18 protein-coding genes are annotated in these 15,973 nt (G+C 41.6%); 3 read left to right on the top strand and 15 right to left on the bottom strand.

The window, feature by feature from the left end:
- Positions 1 to 40: 40 nt before the first annotated feature.
- Together cysI and FLM47_RS00865 are read right to left on the bottom strand one after the other, a co-directional pair.
- Positions 41 to 1,738 carry an assimilatory sulfite reductase (NADPH) hemoprotein subunit gene (gene cysI, locus FLM47_RS00870; protein WP_178954589.1) on the bottom strand — a complete coding sequence of 566 codons (1,698 nt, stop codon included), beginning with the start codon at positions 1,736 to 1,738 and terminating at the stop codon, positions 41 to 43.
- Between the two features lie 67 nt (positions 1,739 to 1,805).
- Complete coding sequence (locus FLM47_RS00865; RefSeq protein WP_178954588.1) at positions 1,806 to 3,620, bottom strand: assimilatory sulfite reductase (NADPH) flavoprotein subunit; 1,815 nt, start codon at positions 3,618 to 3,620, stop codon at positions 1,806 to 1,808.
- A gap of 297 nt (positions 3,621 to 3,917) precedes the next feature.
- Between FLM47_RS00865 and FLM47_RS00860 the strand changes: the two genes are divergently transcribed.
- Positions 3,918 to 5,528 (top strand): endonuclease, encoded by a 1,611-nt coding sequence (locus FLM47_RS00860; RefSeq protein WP_178954586.1) that lies wholly within the window; start codon positions 3,918 to 3,920, stop codon positions 5,526 to 5,528.
- A gap of 196 nt (positions 5,529 to 5,724) precedes the next feature.
- Here the strand turns inward: FLM47_RS00860 and FLM47_RS00855 are convergent, their stop codons facing one another.
- Positions 5,725 to 6,195, bottom strand: coding sequence for a hypothetical protein (locus FLM47_RS00855; protein WP_008108359.1), 471 nt, complete (start codon positions 6,193 to 6,195; stop codon positions 5,725 to 5,727).
- Positions 6,196 to 6,375: 180 nt separating this feature from the next.
- Between FLM47_RS00855 and FLM47_RS18805 the strand changes: the two genes are divergently transcribed.
- Positions 6,376 to 6,729 (top strand): helix-turn-helix domain-containing protein, encoded by a 354-nt coding sequence (locus FLM47_RS18805; protein ID WP_256729588.1) that lies wholly within the window; start codon positions 6,376 to 6,378, stop codon positions 6,727 to 6,729.
- A 505-nt stretch (positions 6,730 to 7,234) separates the two neighbouring features.
- Here FLM47_RS18805 and rpsQ read toward each other — a convergent pair.
- From rpsQ to rpsJ, 11 genes are read right to left on the bottom strand one after another with little or no spacing between them, the layout of a single operon-like run.
- Entirely contained in the window at positions 7,235 to 7,492 is a 258-nt protein-coding gene (rpsQ, locus tag FLM47_RS00845; RefSeq protein WP_013463780.1) for a 30S ribosomal protein S17, read from the bottom strand.
- Entirely contained in the window at positions 7,492 to 7,683 is a 192-nt protein-coding gene (gene rpmC / locus FLM47_RS00840; RefSeq protein ID WP_008108355.1) for a 50S ribosomal protein L29, read from the bottom strand. Before rpmC ends, rpsQ begins: the two co-directional genes overlap by 1 nt.
- Positions 7,683 to 8,096, bottom strand: a complete 414-nt coding sequence (gene rplP, locus FLM47_RS00835) for a 50S ribosomal protein L16 (RefSeq protein ID WP_008108352.1) — start codon at positions 8,094 to 8,096, stop codon at positions 7,683 to 7,685. Before rplP ends, rpmC begins: the two co-directional genes overlap by 1 nt.
- 12 nt (positions 8,097 to 8,108) lie before the next feature.
- Positions 8,109 to 8,810, bottom strand: coding sequence for a 30S ribosomal protein S3 (gene rpsC, locus FLM47_RS00830; protein ID WP_008108350.1), 702 nt, complete (start codon positions 8,808 to 8,810; stop codon positions 8,109 to 8,111).
- A gap of 12 nt (positions 8,811 to 8,822) precedes the next feature.
- On the bottom strand, positions 8,823 to 9,155 hold the full coding sequence (gene rplV, locus FLM47_RS00825) for a 50S ribosomal protein L22 (protein ID WP_004588690.1): 333 nt from the start codon (positions 9,153 to 9,155) through the stop codon (positions 8,823 to 8,825).
- A 13-nt stretch (positions 9,156 to 9,168) separates the two neighbouring features.
- Positions 9,169 to 9,447: a 30S ribosomal protein S19 gene (gene rpsS, locus FLM47_RS00820; protein ID WP_004588689.1), complete on the bottom strand. Its 279-nt coding sequence runs from the start codon at positions 9,445 to 9,447 to the stop codon at positions 9,169 to 9,171.
- Positions 9,448 to 9,462: 15 nt separating this feature from the next.
- Positions 9,463 to 10,287, bottom strand: coding sequence for a 50S ribosomal protein L2 (gene rplB, locus FLM47_RS00815; protein WP_007376192.1), 825 nt, complete (start codon positions 10,285 to 10,287; stop codon positions 9,463 to 9,465).
- 17 nt (positions 10,288 to 10,304) lie between these two features.
- Complete coding sequence (gene rplW, locus FLM47_RS00810) at positions 10,305 to 10,607, bottom strand: 50S ribosomal protein L23 (protein ID WP_008108343.1); 303 nt, start codon at positions 10,605 to 10,607, stop codon at positions 10,305 to 10,307.
- Positions 10,604 to 11,209 (bottom strand): 50S ribosomal protein L4, encoded by a 606-nt coding sequence (gene rplD / locus FLM47_RS00805; protein ID WP_008108340.1) that lies wholly within the window; start codon positions 11,207 to 11,209, stop codon positions 10,604 to 10,606. Before rplD ends, rplW begins: the two co-directional genes overlap by 4 nt.
- Positions 11,210 to 11,226: 17 nt before the next feature.
- Positions 11,227 to 11,862, bottom strand: coding sequence for a 50S ribosomal protein L3 (gene rplC / locus FLM47_RS00800; protein ID WP_138605949.1), 636 nt, complete (start codon positions 11,860 to 11,862; stop codon positions 11,227 to 11,229).
- A gap of 27 nt (positions 11,863 to 11,889) precedes the next feature.
- Entirely contained in the window at positions 11,890 to 12,201 is a 312-nt protein-coding gene (rpsJ, locus tag FLM47_RS00795) for a 30S ribosomal protein S10 (protein ID WP_002957900.1), read from the bottom strand.
- 427 nt (positions 12,202 to 12,628) lie between these two features.
- Here rpsJ and plsB point away from each other — a divergent pair, with 427 nt between their 5' ends.
- Positions 12,629 to 15,067 carry a glycerol-3-phosphate 1-O-acyltransferase PlsB gene (gene plsB / locus FLM47_RS00790; RefSeq protein WP_178954584.1) on the top strand — a complete coding sequence of 813 codons (2,439 nt, stop codon included), beginning with the start codon at positions 12,629 to 12,631 and terminating at the stop codon, positions 15,065 to 15,067.
- Positions 15,068 to 15,114: 47 nt separating this feature from the next.
- Here the strand turns inward: plsB and tesB are convergent, their stop codons facing one another.
- Positions 15,115 to 15,972, bottom strand: coding sequence for an acyl-CoA thioesterase II (tesB, locus tag FLM47_RS00785; RefSeq protein ID WP_010391943.1), 858 nt, complete (start codon positions 15,970 to 15,972; stop codon positions 15,115 to 15,117).
- Position 15,973 lies beyond the last annotated feature (1 nt).

The following is a 15,973-nucleotide window of genomic DNA, read 5'->3' as shown; positions in this document are numbered from 1 at the left end:
TCAACTTTAAACCTCACCAGCGCTTTGCGCTGCTTTTAAATTATGCGTAAAAATCGGTAACGGATACTTTTACTTCTGCAACAATACCTTTGCGAATAACAAAATCACCAAAACATTCGCCATCATTACGCTCACTAACCCATTGCCCAATGAGTTTATCGAATGCTTCTAAGTAAACCTCTTCGCCAACATTTTCAAGGTAAAGCTTTGGAATACGTGTACCCTCAGTATTCCCCCCAAGGTAAACGTTGTACTTACCAGGGCCTTTGCCGACCAAGCCTGCTTCTGCTAGCATGGCACGACCACAGCCATTCGGACAACCAACTACACGCATAATAATGCTGTCATTTGGCACTCCGTGTTTGGCTAATAAGTTCTCTATTTTTTCAATTAAACTCGGTAAGTAACGCTCAGCTTCGGCCATAGCTAATGGGCAAGTTGGCAATGCCACACACGCCATTGAATTTTTGCGTTGCTCAGTGTCCTTATCGTCAATCAAACCATGATTGCGGGCTATTTCTTCAATTACTGCTTTTTGATCGGCCGGTACACCGGCAATAATTAAGTTTTGATTTGCCGTCATGCGAAAATCACCTTGATGAATTTCTGCAATTTTGCGACACCCTGTTTTAAGCGGCTTATCTGGGTAGTCTAAAATACGACCGCTTTGAATAAATAAGGTTAAGTGGTGCTTACCATCAATGCCTTCTACCCAACCAATACGATCCCCTCGGTGAGTAAACTCATAAGGGCGGCTTGGTGCAAAGTTCACGCCTGCGCGCTTTTCAACTTCAGCTTTGAATACTTCAGTGCCAACACGATCGAGTGTGTATTTAGTTTTTGCATTTTTACGATTTGAGCGGTTGCCCCAATCACGCTGAACAGATACTACGTGCTCAGCAATTTTTAACGTATCTTCTAGGCTAATAAAGCCAAAGTCGTCCGCTTTACGTGGGTAGGTTGCTGTATCGCCATGGGTCATCGCCAAACCGCCGCCTACTAGCACGTTAAAACCAACGAGTTTGCCATCCTCAGCAATCGCCACAAAGTTTAAATCGTTAGCATGTACGTCCACCTCATTATTAGGTGGGATCGTCACTGTAGTTTTAAACTTACGCGGTAAATACGTTGAACCTAAAATAGGCTCTTCTGTAGTTTCAGATTTTTCGCCATTAAGCCAAATTTCAGCGTATGCCTTCGTTTTAGGTAATAAGTGTTCAGAAATTTTTGCCGCCCACTCGTAGGCCTCTTGATGTAACTCAGACTCAACCGGATTGGTAGTACATAACACATTACGGTTAACATCACCGGCAGTGGCAATAGAATCAATTCCAACACTATTAAGCAATTGGTGCATACCTTTAATTTCAGGTTTTAATACACCATGAAACTGAAATGTTTGGCGAGTAGTTAAACGAATGCTGCCATAACTGGTTTTATCACCAGCAAATTTATCAATTGCAAGCCATTGCTCTGGCTTAATAATACCGCCAGGCATACGTGCGCGTAACATCACATTATGCAATGGCTCTAGCTTTTGTTTAGCACGTTCAGGACGGATATCGCGATCATCTTGTTGATACATGCCGTGAAAACGAATTAACTGGAAATTATCGGCGGTAAAACCACCGGTGATCTCGTCTTTTAAATCTTGCTCTATAGTGCCACGTAAAAAGTTGCTTTCTCTTTTCAAACGCTCGTTATCAGAAAGCTTTACGTTTTTATCTTGTTCGCTCATGTTTAATCCTAAATTTGTTACAGTGACGGCTGTTAGCGTTACTTTTTATAAAGTAAACAATGTGTACTTAGTACACGTCTTTCTGATAGCGATTTGCGCTTCTTAAGTCTTTTAAGTACTGCTCTGCGTCTTCATAGCTTTTACCGGTGTTTTCGCTAATAATATCAACTAAGGCATTGTGTACATCTTTTGCCATGCGGTTAGCGTCGCCACACACATAAAAATGAGCGCCCGCTTCTAACCAATCAAATACTTCTTTTGAGTTTTTACGTAACTTGTCTTGTACATAAACTTTTTCTGCTTGGTCACGGCTAAACGCTACATCAATCTTACTTAGTAAACCTGACTTTAAGTATCCTTGAATTTCTACTTGGTACAAGAAGTCTTGAGTAAAGTGTGGGTTACCAAAAAACAGCCAGTTTTTACCTGTTGCTTCTCGTGCATCACGTTCTTGTAAAAAGGCGCGAAATGGCGCAATACCAGTACCTGGACCAACCATAATAATTGGTGTGTCATCACTTACTGGTAAGCGGAAGTTATCGTTATGTTCACTGAACACTTTTACTTTACAGCCTTCTTCTGCGCGGCGTGCTAAGTACCCTGAACAACCACCTAAGTGCTCTGTGCCAAACGCTTCAAACTCAACTAATGCAATAGTTAAGTGCACCTCATCTTCAACCTCAGCTTGGCTAGAGGCAATTGAATATAAACGTGCTTGTAATTTACGCAGGCAATCAACTAGTGTTTGCGCTTCTAATTTAGCTGGGTTTTGTGCAACCACATCAAAGATTTGACGAGGCTCAATGTATTCGCGCATTGCGCCTTTATCTTCTACTAGTTTAAGCAGCTCAGGCGTGCCTGTAGCCGTGGCGTACTTTTCAACAAACCCAGGGTAGGATTGTGTTAGCTCTAGTTTTTCAATTAAGGCATCACGTACGCTGAGTTCTTCATCGCCAAGTTTAACGCGGCTAGTTGGATCAATTTGTGTTTGCGCTAGTAGCTCATCTACACGGGCTTCATCATTTAAAAAGTAAATGCCGAGTGAATCACCAGGTGTATACGTAATGTCTGACCCTTCTAGTGAAATTTCAACATGGCGTACATCTTTGGTTGAATCACGACTAGTAATTTTTTGCACTAAGCTTAGCTCTGCCGCAAACGGATTTTGCTTTGTGTACTGACTAGCCGCTGCTACAGGAGCGCCAAATGGCATTGATACAACTTGACCGCTAGTTGCATCTTGCTGGGCTTTTAAATCTGGTTCAAACGCATTTAATGCGCCCTCAATCCAAGTGGCTGCTTCGTCATCATAATCAACGTCTAGGTCAGCACGTTGATGAATAACCTCCGCACCTAATTTAGTTAAACGCTCTTCAAAGTCTTTAGCGGTTTGGCAGAAAAATTCATAGCTAGAATCACCTAAGCCTAATACTGCAACTTTGACACCATCAAGCTTTGGCGCTTTTTTAGTAATTAAAAATTCATACAGTGTTTCAGCGTCTTCTGGTGGCTCACCCTCGCCGTAAGTCGATACAACCACGGTTAGAAACTTTTCTTTTTTCAGGGCAGTCGGTTTGTAATCTGACATGCTAACCAGCTTTGTTGCTAAGCCGCGAGACTCAGCTTGCTCTTTAAGTTTAGTCGCCACCGCTTTAGCATTACCTGTTTGTGAACCATATAAAATGGTCAGTGCTGCCGCCTCCGAGGTTGCAGGTGCACCTGAAGCTGGCGCGCCAAGCGCTGCAGAATTAGCATTAGCAGCTAAGTAGCCGCTAACCCAGGCTTGCTGAATTGGATTAAGCTCAGCCACTAAACCTTGTAGCTTTTGTACTTGCTCTTGCGAAAGCGGACTTGCTAGCGCATTGAGTTGACCTAACAACATGAATTTTTCCTCATAACCCTGAACGTTAAACACAATGCTTGTTCACATTGTTTAAAATGAGTGCCACCTCACTCAGAAAGTTCTGTTGAGGTTAATTGAGTATGCAGGATAGCCGCCTAAGCATAGATAAAAAAAGAATAGAATCTGCTTTGATATTCCATTTAGTTATTAAGTTATCTAAAAACCTACGAAATAGGCCTAAAAGGGTTTTATTGCCTTTTATGAAATTTTAATTTAACAATTTTGTAACTTTAATATTCTAAGGTATATTACGCAAAAATATAAATAGGAACACCTATGTTACACGGTATATATAAAAACAAATTACTTTTGAGCACCTTGTTATTATCCCCATTACCCGCGATGGCTAATGTGGTTAATGGCAACTTTGAACAATACAGTGGCAACACCCCAGATGCGTGGACAGTGATTGATAGCGGTATTAACGTATCTGCCAACAGCACAGTCGTAAGCACAGGCTCACAAGCAGCAGCGATTAGCGTTAATACAGGCACACAAAGCAATACTGATTTTTTGCAGCAAGTCGCTGTTGAAATGGGTAAAACTTATGAGTTCTCAGTAGATGTGTATCATACCGAAGGCCATCTTAAGGCGCGTTTGTTGATAGATGGTTATCAAGGCTATTCAAATCCAGCACAAACCAACCAATGGCAGAGTATAACTTACAGCTACACAGCTGATAGTAATAAAACCATTGATGTCGGCTTACGCTTTTATGATACAACGGGATTTGATGGTAGCGAGTTAGTTTATGTTGATAACTTCTTGCCTAATAATGACAGCATTGGCTCTCCAAGCTGCGCAGATAACGGCCTTACTTTTAGCCTAACCACAGATAACTACGGCGAAGAAACCAGCTGGCAAATAGCGCACAACCAAACCGGTGTCGTTGCAAGCGGAAGTGGGTATGCTGCAAACACCCAATATACTGAACAATTATGCGTAGCCGATGGTGAGTATACATTTACTATTAATGACAGCTATGGCGATGGTATTTGCTGTTCATATGGCAGTGGTAGCTACGCCTTGAATAATGAAAGCACATTGCTCGCCAGTGGAGCTAGTTTTCAAACAACCGAAGCTACCGCTTTCTCATTAGGAAGCACTGAGCCAACACCGACGCCAACCGGCTACTATGTGACAACTCAAGGCTTGTCTGGTTACACGCTAAAAACTGAGCTTTATAACATTATTAATAATCATAATGCTCAGGGGTATTCCGCTATTTGGAATTTTTACGACGCATCGGCGCGTGATAAATACTATGAAAACGATAATAGTATTTTAGATATGTACAGCGAGAAGCCCAATGGCTCTGATAGCTACACATACACAGCTGTTAGCGATCAATGTGGCACCTACAGTGGTGAGGCAGATTGCTACAACCGAGAGCATTCGTTCCCTAAAAGTTGGTTTGGTGGAAAAGTTGAACCGATGAACTCTGATGTTCATCATATTTACGCCACTGACGGTTATGTAAATTCAAAACGAAGCAACTTCCCATTCGGTGAAGTAGCAAGCGCTTCGTTTACCTCAACCAACGGCAGTAAATTAGGCTCTGCAAGTAATACGATTAATTACAACGGTACTGTGTTTGAACCTATTGATGAATTTAAAGGTGACTTTGCTCGTGCTTATTTTTACATGGCAACCCGTTATCAAAACGTAATTGGTGCTTGGCAAAATAACACCGCAGCTAGTAATGACGTGCTTAATGGCACCAGTACCCAAGTATTTGAAAGCTGGGTTGTGGCCATGCTGTTAAAGTGGCATAACAACGATCCTGTTAGCCAAATGGAATTAGACCGCAACCAAGCAGCGTTTGAATTTCAGGGAAATCGTAACCCGTATATTGATCATCCTGAATTTGTAGAGATGATTTGGTAAACGGGCTTCCGGCTTCGCAGAAAACACAAGCCTTTGCCTACGCAGAGGCTTTTTATTATAAACTGCGCATTATAATTACTAATAAGTACATAACACATCTTAAAAATTGGAGTAAAACCAAGATCCAGATATCTAGCAATATAAGCCTAAACCTCAGTAGAAAAATAAGTGCTTACTAGCACTTCAGCTATTACTATTATTGTTTTTTAAAACTAGCTAGACCCAGCTCTTCTGATTCATATCGTGTTCCTGTTAACTTTATCAACCAAACACTATCGATAAAAGTACGGCTAAAATATACAGCTTGACCACTGGGAATGTTAGGCATAAAAGACGTTATCGATTGCCATTGGCCATCTGTTTTATCTTTTAACTTCATCGATGCATTGAAAAACGATCCATCTTCGTTTGCTTTTATCTCAAGTGATGTTAGTTGTTTTTTATCCCCTATTTCTATTTGTGCACTCTCGTTTAATAGAGCTAATAGCATTGGTTGGTGAATTGGAGTCAATGAATTTAGTGTTTCAGAAATTTTACTATCAATTGTTATTTCATTTTTCAATTTATAAATATCGGCTTTAACTGCAAAAACAGGTTCAGCATTAGTTTGATAACTTACAAAGAATAAAGCGATGGAGCTAAGTAATAAATAAACGTGTTTTTTCATAATACAATATATCCTTTCGTTAGTTTGAGAATACTAGCATAATTTAAAGTAGCCCATAAAAATCGCTAATCTATTAATATTCATGATATTCTTTTATTCATTCGCATGAATAGAGGCATGACCTCTATCTCTGGCTTAGCTAATTAGTGATAATAATGTGGCTGCAATTAAGAAGAGAATATGGGTATGCAATCGCTAGGAAAAGAATTAAAACGTCTTCGATCAGACAAAAAATGGACTCAAGCATTTGCTGCACGTGAAATAGGCATCCAACAGTCTTACTTATCAAAACTAGAGAATGGCCAATTCATTCCTTCTCCCGAAGTAATCGAAAAGCTAAAGCGATGCTATGGCGAAGCATGTTTTGATTGCTATTTACCTGTAACAACATCAACCAAAGTGCCACTGAAAAAACTGCCTATTTTGAGTTTTACGCTATTAATAATTAGCCTTATGGTTTGGCTATTGCAACGTATGAAATTTTTTATGCTGAAACCTACTTTACTTATCAGGCAAAGCAAGAAGATTTTTTAGCGTTTAATGTCACTCAGCAATACCAAGGCGAACGTTTTATTGAGGGGGACGTGACCTATCAAATTGTAGGCGAAAGGCAAGTCAGTAGAATTGAAAACCGCTTTCTAATTGTAACTTCCGCAGTATGCATTTTATTATCTATTGTTGCAGCTCTACTCTCGCAAAGTCATAGGTTTGGTAAATTATAAAGCTGTTATTTAGTTGCTCTTGGCAATTACTCCAGTATTACTCTACCTCCAAAATCTATGCTGTCGTATATCAGAAATTTTTAACACGATTAACGTCAGATTCAATCACTCAAATTGATAAAGTATTAGGACAATTACGTATTCACGGCGTGCTTTTTCTCGAGTGCTCTAGACTAAAAACCCAAGCTACGGCCCTCAAATTCACTCCGAGCAGTTGACGGCTGACGGCTTAAAACTTACCGCTTACAGCTTTTTTAAACGCAAAAAAAACCCCAGCAAAAGCTGGGGTTTCTTATAAAAACAGACTTAATTAAAAATTAAGCTTGTTTTGGACGTTCAACAACATCTACCAAAGTCCAAGATTTGTTCTTAGAAATTGGTGCACATTCACGGATAGTAACTACGTCACCCGCTTTTGCAGTGTTATTTTCGTCATGTACGTGTAACTTAGTCGTACGTTTGATGAATTTCCCATAGATTGGGTGCTTCACGTAACGTGCGATAGCAACAGTGAAAGATTTTTCCATCTTGTCGCTGATTACACGGCCTTGAAGAGTACGAATTTTATCGCTCATTATTGACCTGCCTTCTGGTTAATAATTGTTTTTACACGCGCGATATCGCGACGTACTGTTCTTAGCGTGTGTGTCTGAGCTAGCTGACCAGTGCTTGCTTGCATGCGCAGGTTAAACTGCTCACGAAGAAGACCTAGAAGTTCAGCATTAAGCTCTTCTACGCTTTTATCTTTTAGTTCGTTTGCTTTCATCACATTACCGTCCGAGTTACGAAAGTTGTTTTGAATGGCAGCTTACGAGCAGCAAGGTTAAACGCTTCACGAGCAAGCTCTTCTGAAACACCTTCCATTTCGTAAAGTACTTTACCAGGCTGAATTTCAGCAACCCAATATTCAACAGAACCTTTACCTTTACCCATACGAACTTCAAGAGGCTTTTCTGTGATCGGCTTGTCAGGGAAGACACGGATCCAGATTTTACCTTGACGTTTCACGTGACGTGTCATAGCACGACGAGCTGCTTCGATTTGACGAGCAGTCATGCGGCCACGACCAGTAGCTTTCAAACCGAAAGTACCGAAGCTTACTTTGTTACCGTTTTGCGCTAGACCACGGTTGCGGCCTTTATGCATTTTACGGAATTTTGTACGTTTTGGCTGTAACATTACTCGCTACCTCTACTTAGCACTTTTTTTGGCTTTCTTTGGTGCGCGTTTAGCTGGTTTCTCTTGCTCTTGTACTAGTGGTAAACCACCAATAACTTCGCCTTTGAAGATCCAAACTTTAACACCAATGATACCGTAAGTGGTTAAGGCTTCAGAAGTTGCGTAGTCGATATCAGCACGAAGAGTATGTAGAGGTACACGACCTTCACGATACCATTCTGAACGTGCGATTTCTGCGCCGCCAAGACGACCGCTAACTTCAACTTTAATCCCTTTAGAACCGATGCGCATTGCATTTTGTACCGAACGCTTCATAGCGCGACGGAACATAACACGACGCTCTAGCTGAGAGGCAATGCCGTCTGCTACTAGTTGTGCATCTAGTTCTGGTTTACGTACTTCAGAAATATTAATCTGAGCAGGTACACCAGCGATTTTAGTTACCGCTTGACGTAATTTTTCTACGTCTTCGCCTTTTTTACCGATAACAACACCCGGACGAGCCGTGTGAATAGTTACTCGGATAGATTTTGCTGGACGCTCAATAACGATTTTAGACACAGAAGCCGCTTTCAATTCCTTAGTAAGGAATGTACGTACTTTGTGATCGCCAAAAAGCTGTGCAGAGAAATCTTTTGAATTCGCGTACCAGGTAGAAACCCAAGGTTTAGATATACCTAGGCGAATACCAGTAGGATGAACTTTTTGTCCCATTACTTATATCTCCTAGCTATCTGAAACCACAACAGTGATGTGGCTTGTACGCTTAAGGATGCGGTCTGCGCGTCCTTTAGCACGTGGCATAATACGTTTCATTGTTGGACCATCGTCCACAAAGATCGTTGTTACACGTAGCTCATCAATGTCAGCACCTTCGTTATGCTCTGCGTTAGCAATAGCAGACTCAAGTACTTTCTTAACTAATACAGCCGCTTTTTTCGGGCTGTACGCCAGGATTTCTAGTGCGCGATCGACAGGTAACCCGCGGATCTGATCTGCAACTAGACGTGCTTTTTGCGCCGAACCAGAGGCGAATTTATGTTTAGCTAATGCTTGCATTTATCTTCCCCTCTTAACGTTTCTTCGCTTTCTTATCCGCAGCATGGCCACGGTAAGTGCGAGTTGGTGCAAATTCACCTAGTTTGTGACCGATCATTTCGTCAGAAACGAAAACTGGTACATGCTGGCGACCATTATGGACAGCAATGGTCAATCCGATCATGTTAGGTATGATCATTGAACGACGGCTCCAAGTTTTAATTGGCTTCTTTTCACCGCTTTCCAAAGCTTTCTCTACCTTCTTCAGCAAGTGTAGGTCTATAAAAGGACCCTTCTTGAGAGAGCGTGGCATGGCTATTCCTCAATATTACTTAGTACGACGACGTACTATAAATTTATCCGTACGCTTGTTCTTACGCGTCTTAGCACCTTTAGTCGGTTTACCCCATGGAGACACAGGATGACGACCACCAGATGTACGACCTTCACCACCACCGTGTGGGTGATCAACCGGGTTCATGGCAACACCACGAACTGTCGGACGAATACCACGCCAGCGATTTGCACCTGCTTTACCAAGTGAACGAAGCATATGCTCAGCATTGCCTACTTCACCTAGCGTAGCACGACAATCAGACTCAACTTTACGAACTTCGCCTGAACGAAGACGTAATGTTACATATTGACCATCACGAGCAAGGATTTGAACGTATGCACCAGCAGAACGTGCGATTTGAGCACCTTTACCTGGTTTTAATTCTACGTTGTGAACAGTCGAACCTACAGGCATATTACGCATTGGTAATGCATTACCAGGTTTGATTGGTGCATCAACACCAGACTGGATTGCATCGCCAGCTTTTAAGCCTTTAGGTGCGATAATGTAACGACGCTCACCGTCTGCATATAATACAAGAGCGATGTTTGCGCTACGATTTGGATCATATTCTAAACGCTCAACTGTGGCTGGAATGCCATCTTTAGTACGTTTAAAATCGATTAAACGGTAATGCTGCTTATGACCACCACCGATATGACGAACCGTAATACGACCATTGTTATTACGACCACCTGATTTAGAGTTTTTCTCTAATAGTGGTGCGTAAGGTTTACCCTTATGTAAATCTGGGTTAACCACTTTAACTAGGTGACGACGACCCGCAGAAGTTGGCTTACACTTTTGAAGTGCCATAATTCTAACTCCCCTTATTACTCGGCGCCGCCGACAAAGTCCAGCTCGCTACCTTCTTTAAGAGTAACGTAAGCTTTCTTCCAGTCGCTACGACGACCGAAACGCATGCCAGTACGTTTTGTTTTACCCTTAACGTTAAGTGTGCGAACACCAGTTACTTCTACTTCAAAAAGCTTCTCAACTGCCGCTTTAACTTCAGCTTTAGTTGCGTCATTTGCTACTTTAAAAACAATAGTATTGTTTTCTTCAGCAGCGATTGTGCTTTTTTCAGAGATGTGTGGAGCAAGGATCACTTTTAAAAGACGTTCTTCACGGATCATGCTAGCGCCTCCTCAAGTTGCTTAACAGCAGCAGCTGTAATTAGTACCTTATCGAAAGCAATTAAGCTTACAGGATCGATACCAGCTACATCACGTGTGTCAACCTTGTACAGGTTACGTGCCGATAAGAAAAGATTTTCATCTACTTCTTCAGTCACGATAAGAACATCTTTAAGCTCAAGTTCTTTAAGCTTAGCAACTAGTTCTTTAGTTTTTGGTGCTTCAAGACCAAAACTCTCAACAACGATTAAACGCTCTTGACGAACTAATTCAGATAAGATGCTTTTGATCGCACCACGGTACATTTTACGGTTTACTTTTTGGCTGTGGTCTTGTGGTTTAGCTGCGAAGCTAACGCCACCTGAACGCCAAATTGGACTACGGATTGTACCAGCACGTGCACGGCCAGTACCTTTTTGAGCCCATGGTTTTTTACCACCACCGCTTACTTCAGAACGTGTCTTCTGAGCACGAGTACCTTGACGAGCACCTGCTGCGTATGCAACAACTACTTGGTGTACTAATGCTTCGTTAAACTCACGTCCAAAAGTAGCTTCAGAAACTTCAAGAGCGCCAGAAGCGTCTTTAATTGCTAATTCCATCACTAAATCTCCAGGACTTATGCTTTAACAGCTGGTTTAACGATAACGTCACCGCCGATAGCGCCAGGTACTGCACCTTTAACTAAAAGCAGGTTACGCTCAGCGTCAACGCGAACTAGTTCAAGGTTCTGAGTTGTTACTTGCTCATTACCCATTTGACCGGCCATTTTCTTACCTTTAAACACCTTACCAGGTGATTGGTTTTGACCGATTGAACCAGGAGCACGGTGAGATAGAGAGTTACCATGTGTAGCGTCTTGCATGCTGAAATTCCAGCGCTTAACACCACCTTGGAAACCTTTACCTTTAGAAGTACCGGTTACGTCAACTTTGTTGATTTCGTTGAATAATTCAACAGTAAGCTCAGAGCCTACTTCAAAATCGCCTTCACCACCATTTAGGCGGAATTCCCACAGACCGCGACCCGCTTCAACACCAGCTTTAGCGAAGTGACCCGCTGTTGCTTTGTTTACACGGCTTGCTTTTTTAGTGCCTGCGGTTACTTGAAGCGCGTTATAACCGTCTGTTGCGTCAGATTTGATCTGAGCAATGCGGTTAGGAGTCGCTTCAATAACTGTCACAGGGATAGATACACCATCTTCAGTGAAGATACGTGTCATACCCACTTTACGACCGACTAGACCTAATGCCATTTTCCTAAAACCTCTCTAATCTTCCGATTAACCCAGGCTGATTTGAACATCAACACCAGCAGCAAGGTCTAAACGCATAAGTGCGTCTACAGTCTTGTCTGTTGGTTCTACGATGTCGATCAGACGTTTATGGGTGCGGATCTCGTACTGATCACGCGCGTCTTTATTAACGTGCGGTGATGTAAGTACAGTAAAACGTTCAAAGCGTGTAGGTAGTGGAATTGGACCACGTACTTGTGCGCCAGTGCGTTTCGCAGTTTCCACGATTTCCGCCGTTGATTGGTCAATCAAACGGTGGTCAAAAGCTTTTAGGCGAATACGAATGCGTTGATTTGACATTCTTAAACCTCAATATAAAGAGCATTTAAAGAGCATAAAAAAACGACCGAAACAATCTTAATAATTAAGATGCCGGTTGTTTGATTATATCTACGTTGAGTTCCAAATCGGAACTCCTGTTTATTAGCTTGAAATCCAAGCTTAATTTATTCTTTCTTGTTCCCGAGGGAATTTTGAAAGCCTGCGTATTATAATGATACTGGTGATAAATGCAACAACTATTTAGACATAATTACTTTGTTATTGTCGTTTAAAAAATAGCTAAGTTTATTAATAGTGAACGCAATGGAAGTGATGATGTCTTTATAATGTCATAGCTTGTCGATTAATCTGCAGGGGATTTTTTAGATATTATGTTATCCTATGCGCTAATTTTGCTGTTATATACCCATATTAGTTTGGGTAACTACTCTCTTATGGTGAGTCAATGCGTATTTTAAATTATGGTTTAAATCTTATCTCTGGTGGTATCAGCCGCTTGTTTGTTAAAAGCAAAGTACTGCCTGAAAAGCCTTTAGAGCAATTTGAGTTAAACCCTAAAAACCCGACATTCTATATAGTGCGTTTAAACTCACGCTTTGATCTAGCGGCACTGGCCCGTGTTTGTAAACGAAATGGTTTACCGGACCCAACCGAGCAGCAAATATTAGGTGACAAGACGTTAGATCGCTTTATCGGCATTAAAAACCCTCCCCCGCTATTTGGTGATAAAGAAAAGTCTACCAATGCATTAGCGCAAGGCAAACACATTGTTGAGCACTTATTAAATAGTGGCCAAAAAAATGTGCAAGTGGTGCCCGTGACTATTTTATGGGGCCGATCGCCAGGTAAAGAAAAACCCGGACTAAGCACTTTACTTTCGCACTCACTAACGCCCAGCTGGTTTAGAAAAATTTTTGTGGTGCTTTTTTCAGGTAGAGATAACTTTATTCGATTTAGCCAACCACTCGACTTATCTTTATTGGTTAATGAAAAAGCCGACGTTAATGAACTTCCTCATAAGCTGTTGCGTGTAGCTCTAGTTCACTTTAAACGTCAAAAGCTGGCTGCAACAGGGCCTAAAATCCCATCTCGTGATCAGTTATTTAGCTCACTACTGGCATCACCCACAATTAAAAAAGCAATTCAAACCGAGGCTTCTGAAAAAAACATCAGCCAAGCTCAGGCGCGACAAAACGCCTTAAAGCTACTTGATGAAATCGCCGCTAATTACAGCGATGCCACAATTCGCGTTGCTGATCGCATATTAACGTGGCTTTGGAATAAGCTTTATAATGGCATTGACATAAAGTACACCGAGCAAATTCATGACCTAACCAATAAAGGCCATGAAATAATCTACATGCCTTGTCATCGTAGCCATATGGATTACTTGCTACTAACCTACTCTATTTATCATCAAGGCCTTGTACCACCGCATATTGCTGCAGGGATTAACCTTAACTTTTTCCCTGCAGGTGGCATATTCCGCCGCAGTGGTGCATTTTTTATTCGTCGCTCATTTGCTGGTAACAAACTCTACTCAGCGGTATTTAAAGAATACTTAAGCCAGTTATTTATAAAGGGTTACTCGGTTAAGTTTTATACCGAAGGTGGCCGCAGTAGAACCGGACGCTTACTCCCCCCAAAAACGGGTATGCTCGCCATGACGATGCAAGCTATGCTTCGTGGTATAGACCGCCCTGTATCAATTGTACCGGTGTATATTGGTTACGAACACGTAATGGAAATAAACACCTACTTAAAAGAGCTCGCGGGTAATGATAAAAAAGGCGAGTCGATATTAGGTATTTTTAAAGCAATTAAAAATTTGAAAAACTATGGTCGCGGGTATTTAAATTTTGGTGACCCAATTTCTATTAACCAATACCTGAATGACAACCAACCCGACTGGCGCGAATCAATTCATGCTACCGACGTGCAAAAACCACAATGGCTAGGGCCGCAGGTGGCTAATCTTGCTGATCAGGTTATGGTTAAAATTAACAATGCCGCCGCACTTAACTCAGTTAACTTACTGGCGATGATACTGCTAGTAAACGATAAGCACGCATTGAGTAAACCTAAATTGCTAGCTCAGCTTGAGTTTTATTTGCGATTACAACGTGAAGCTAGCTACAGCAATAAAATAACCGCACCCGATGAAACGCCAGAGCAACTGCTAGAACACGCTTTAAAGTTGAATAAGTTTGATGTGATCAGTGACGAGTTTGGTGAAATTATTGCGATAAACGATAAAGAAAAAACCTTATTTAACTATTACCGTAATAACATTTTGCATATTTTTGCAGTACCTAGCTTAGTAGCTCTACATTTATTTAAGCAGCATCAAAGTACCGTTACTCACTGCCATCAATTGGTAAAATCATTTTATCCGTTATTCGCCAAAGAGTGGTACTTACAAGAGCTTGATGACAACTATGTGGCCCGCATTTTAACTAACTTTAGCGATCAAGGCTTAATTGAGCTTGATGGTGATAATATCAAAGTAACTCAAAGTAACGATAGCTTTGCCAAACTCGAAATGCTTGGTCGTGCATTGAGCTTTACTCTGCAACGTTATGCGATTGTGATTGGCTTTATTCAAACCAGCCAAGGTATTGCAAAAGCTGAACTGGAACGTGAAAGCTATGTGTTGGCACAACGCTTGGGTACGTTACATGGCATTAAAACGCCGGAGTTTTTTGATAAGAAGGTACTTAGTAGTTTTATTTCCAACCTTCGCGAACAAAAACTAATTAGTGAATCTGATAGCGGCTTACAAGGCAGCCAAGAGCTGTGCGAGACCTACAAGCAACTGCAAACACTCTTGCCGGCACGTATTTGGCAATCAATTACTGACATTGTCCACGCTCAATGTCAGTAACGTACTTCACTATATTGAATTAACCCAATATAGTAGGTAGCAAAGAGTTAACGCTGGCGCATTACCCCTTCTTGAATCGTCGAGGCAACTAAATTGCCTTGGCGGTCAAAAAACTGACCACGTACCAGCCCTCTTCCTGAACTCGCGCTTGGGCTATCAATGGTATATAACATCCAATCATCCATTCTAAATGGACGATGAAACCACATAGCATGATCTATGGTCGCAACTTGCATATTCGGCTGCATAAACGACACACCATGTGGCTGCAGTGCGGTTGGTAAAAACTCAAAGTCAGACGCATACGCCAATAAGTAATTATGAATACGTTGATCGTCCGGCATATCGCCATTGGCTTTAAACCAAATATGTTTTACCGGTTCTAGGGCTTCAGGTTTAAAGGGGTTATGAAAGTTCACCGGACGCATTTCAATCGGCATTTCACGAATAAACTTATTACGGATTGCTTCAGGAATATGCTGTGCATTTTCTTGATAAAACTCTAACGAAGAACGCAGTTCTTCAGGAGCTGGAACATCAGGCATAGTGGCTTGATGCGATAACCCCTGCTCTTCACCTTGAAACGACGCTGTCATGTAAAAAATAGGTTTACCGTACTGAATCGCACTGACACGTCGAGTGCTAAAACTTTTACCATCACGTATAGTTTCTACATCGTACACAATCGGTTTTGCAGCGTCGCCTGGGCGTAAAAAATAAGAATGTAAGGAATGAACAATACGCCCCGCAGGCAGTGTTTCTTTAGCTGCTGAAAGCGCTTGTCCCATAACTTGACCACCAAACACCGCTCTAAAACCTAAATCTTGGCTTTGTCCTCGATATAAACCTTGCTCAATTTCTTCAAGTGACAACAACGATAATAAATCATCTAATACTTGGCTCATT

Origin of the sequence: Pseudoalteromonas sp. Scap06 (assembly GCF_013394165.1) — a bacterium.
Lineage (GTDB): Bacteria > Pseudomonadota > Gammaproteobacteria > Enterobacterales > Alteromonadaceae > Pseudoalteromonas.
The sequence above is the reverse complement of the archived record's forward strand: the minus strand, read 5'-3'. Positions and strand labels throughout refer to the sequence as shown.

Coding starts and splice junctions, on each gene's coding strand:
- cysI (WP_178954589.1), bottom strand. CDS start 1,738: ATGAGCGAACAAGATAAAAACGTAAAGCTTTCTGATAACGAGCGTTTG.
- FLM47_RS00865 (WP_178954588.1), bottom strand. CDS start 3,620: ATGTTGTTAGGTCAACTCAATGCGCTAGCAAGTCCGCTTTCGCAAGAG.
- FLM47_RS00860 (WP_178954586.1), top strand. CDS start 3,918: ATGTTACACGGTATATATAAAAACAAATTACTTTTGAGCACCTTGTTA.
- FLM47_RS00855 (WP_008108359.1), bottom strand. CDS start 6,195: ATGAAAAAACACGTTTATTTATTACTTAGCTCCATCGCTTTATTCTTT.
- FLM47_RS18805 (WP_256729588.1), top strand. CDS start 6,376: ATGGGTATGCAATCGCTAGGAAAAGAATTAAAACGTCTTCGATCAGAC.
- rpsQ (WP_013463780.1), bottom strand. CDS start 7,492: ATGAGCGATAAAATTCGTACTCTTCAAGGCCGTGTAATCAGCGACAAG.
- rpmC (WP_008108355.1), bottom strand. CDS start 7,683: ATGAAAGCAAACGAACTAAAAGATAAAAGCGTAGAAGAGCTTAATGCT.
- rplP (WP_008108352.1), bottom strand. CDS start 8,096: ATGTTACAGCCAAAACGTACAAAATTCCGTAAAATGCATAAAGGCCGC.
- rpsC (WP_008108350.1), bottom strand. CDS start 8,810: ATGGGACAAAAAGTTCATCCTACTGGTATTCGCCTAGGTATATCTAAA.
- rplV (WP_004588690.1), bottom strand. CDS start 9,155: ATGCAAGCATTAGCTAAACATAAATTCGCCTCTGGTTCGGCGCAAAAA.
- rpsS (WP_004588689.1), bottom strand. CDS start 9,447: ATGCCACGCTCTCTCAAGAAGGGTCCTTTTATAGACCTACACTTGCTG.
- rplB (WP_007376192.1), bottom strand. CDS start 10,287: ATGGCACTTCAAAAGTGTAAGCCAACTTCTGCGGGTCGTCGTCACCTA.
- rplW (WP_008108343.1), bottom strand. CDS start 10,607: ATGATCCGTGAAGAACGTCTTTTAAAAGTGATCCTTGCTCCACACATC.
- rplD (WP_008108340.1), bottom strand. CDS start 11,209: ATGGAATTAGCAATTAAAGACGCTTCTGGCGCTCTTGAAGTTTCTGAA.
- rplC (WP_138605949.1), bottom strand. CDS start 11,862: ATGGCATTAGGTCTAGTCGGTCGTAAAGTGGGTATGACACGTATCTTC.
- rpsJ (WP_002957900.1), bottom strand. CDS start 12,201: ATGTCAAATCAACGCATTCGTATTCGCCTAAAAGCTTTTGACCACCGT.
- plsB (WP_178954584.1), top strand. CDS start 12,629: ATGCGTATTTTAAATTATGGTTTAAATCTTATCTCTGGTGGTATCAGC.
- tesB (WP_010391943.1), bottom strand. CDS start 15,972: ATGAGCCAAGTATTAGATGATTTATTATCGTTGTTGTCACTTGAAGAA.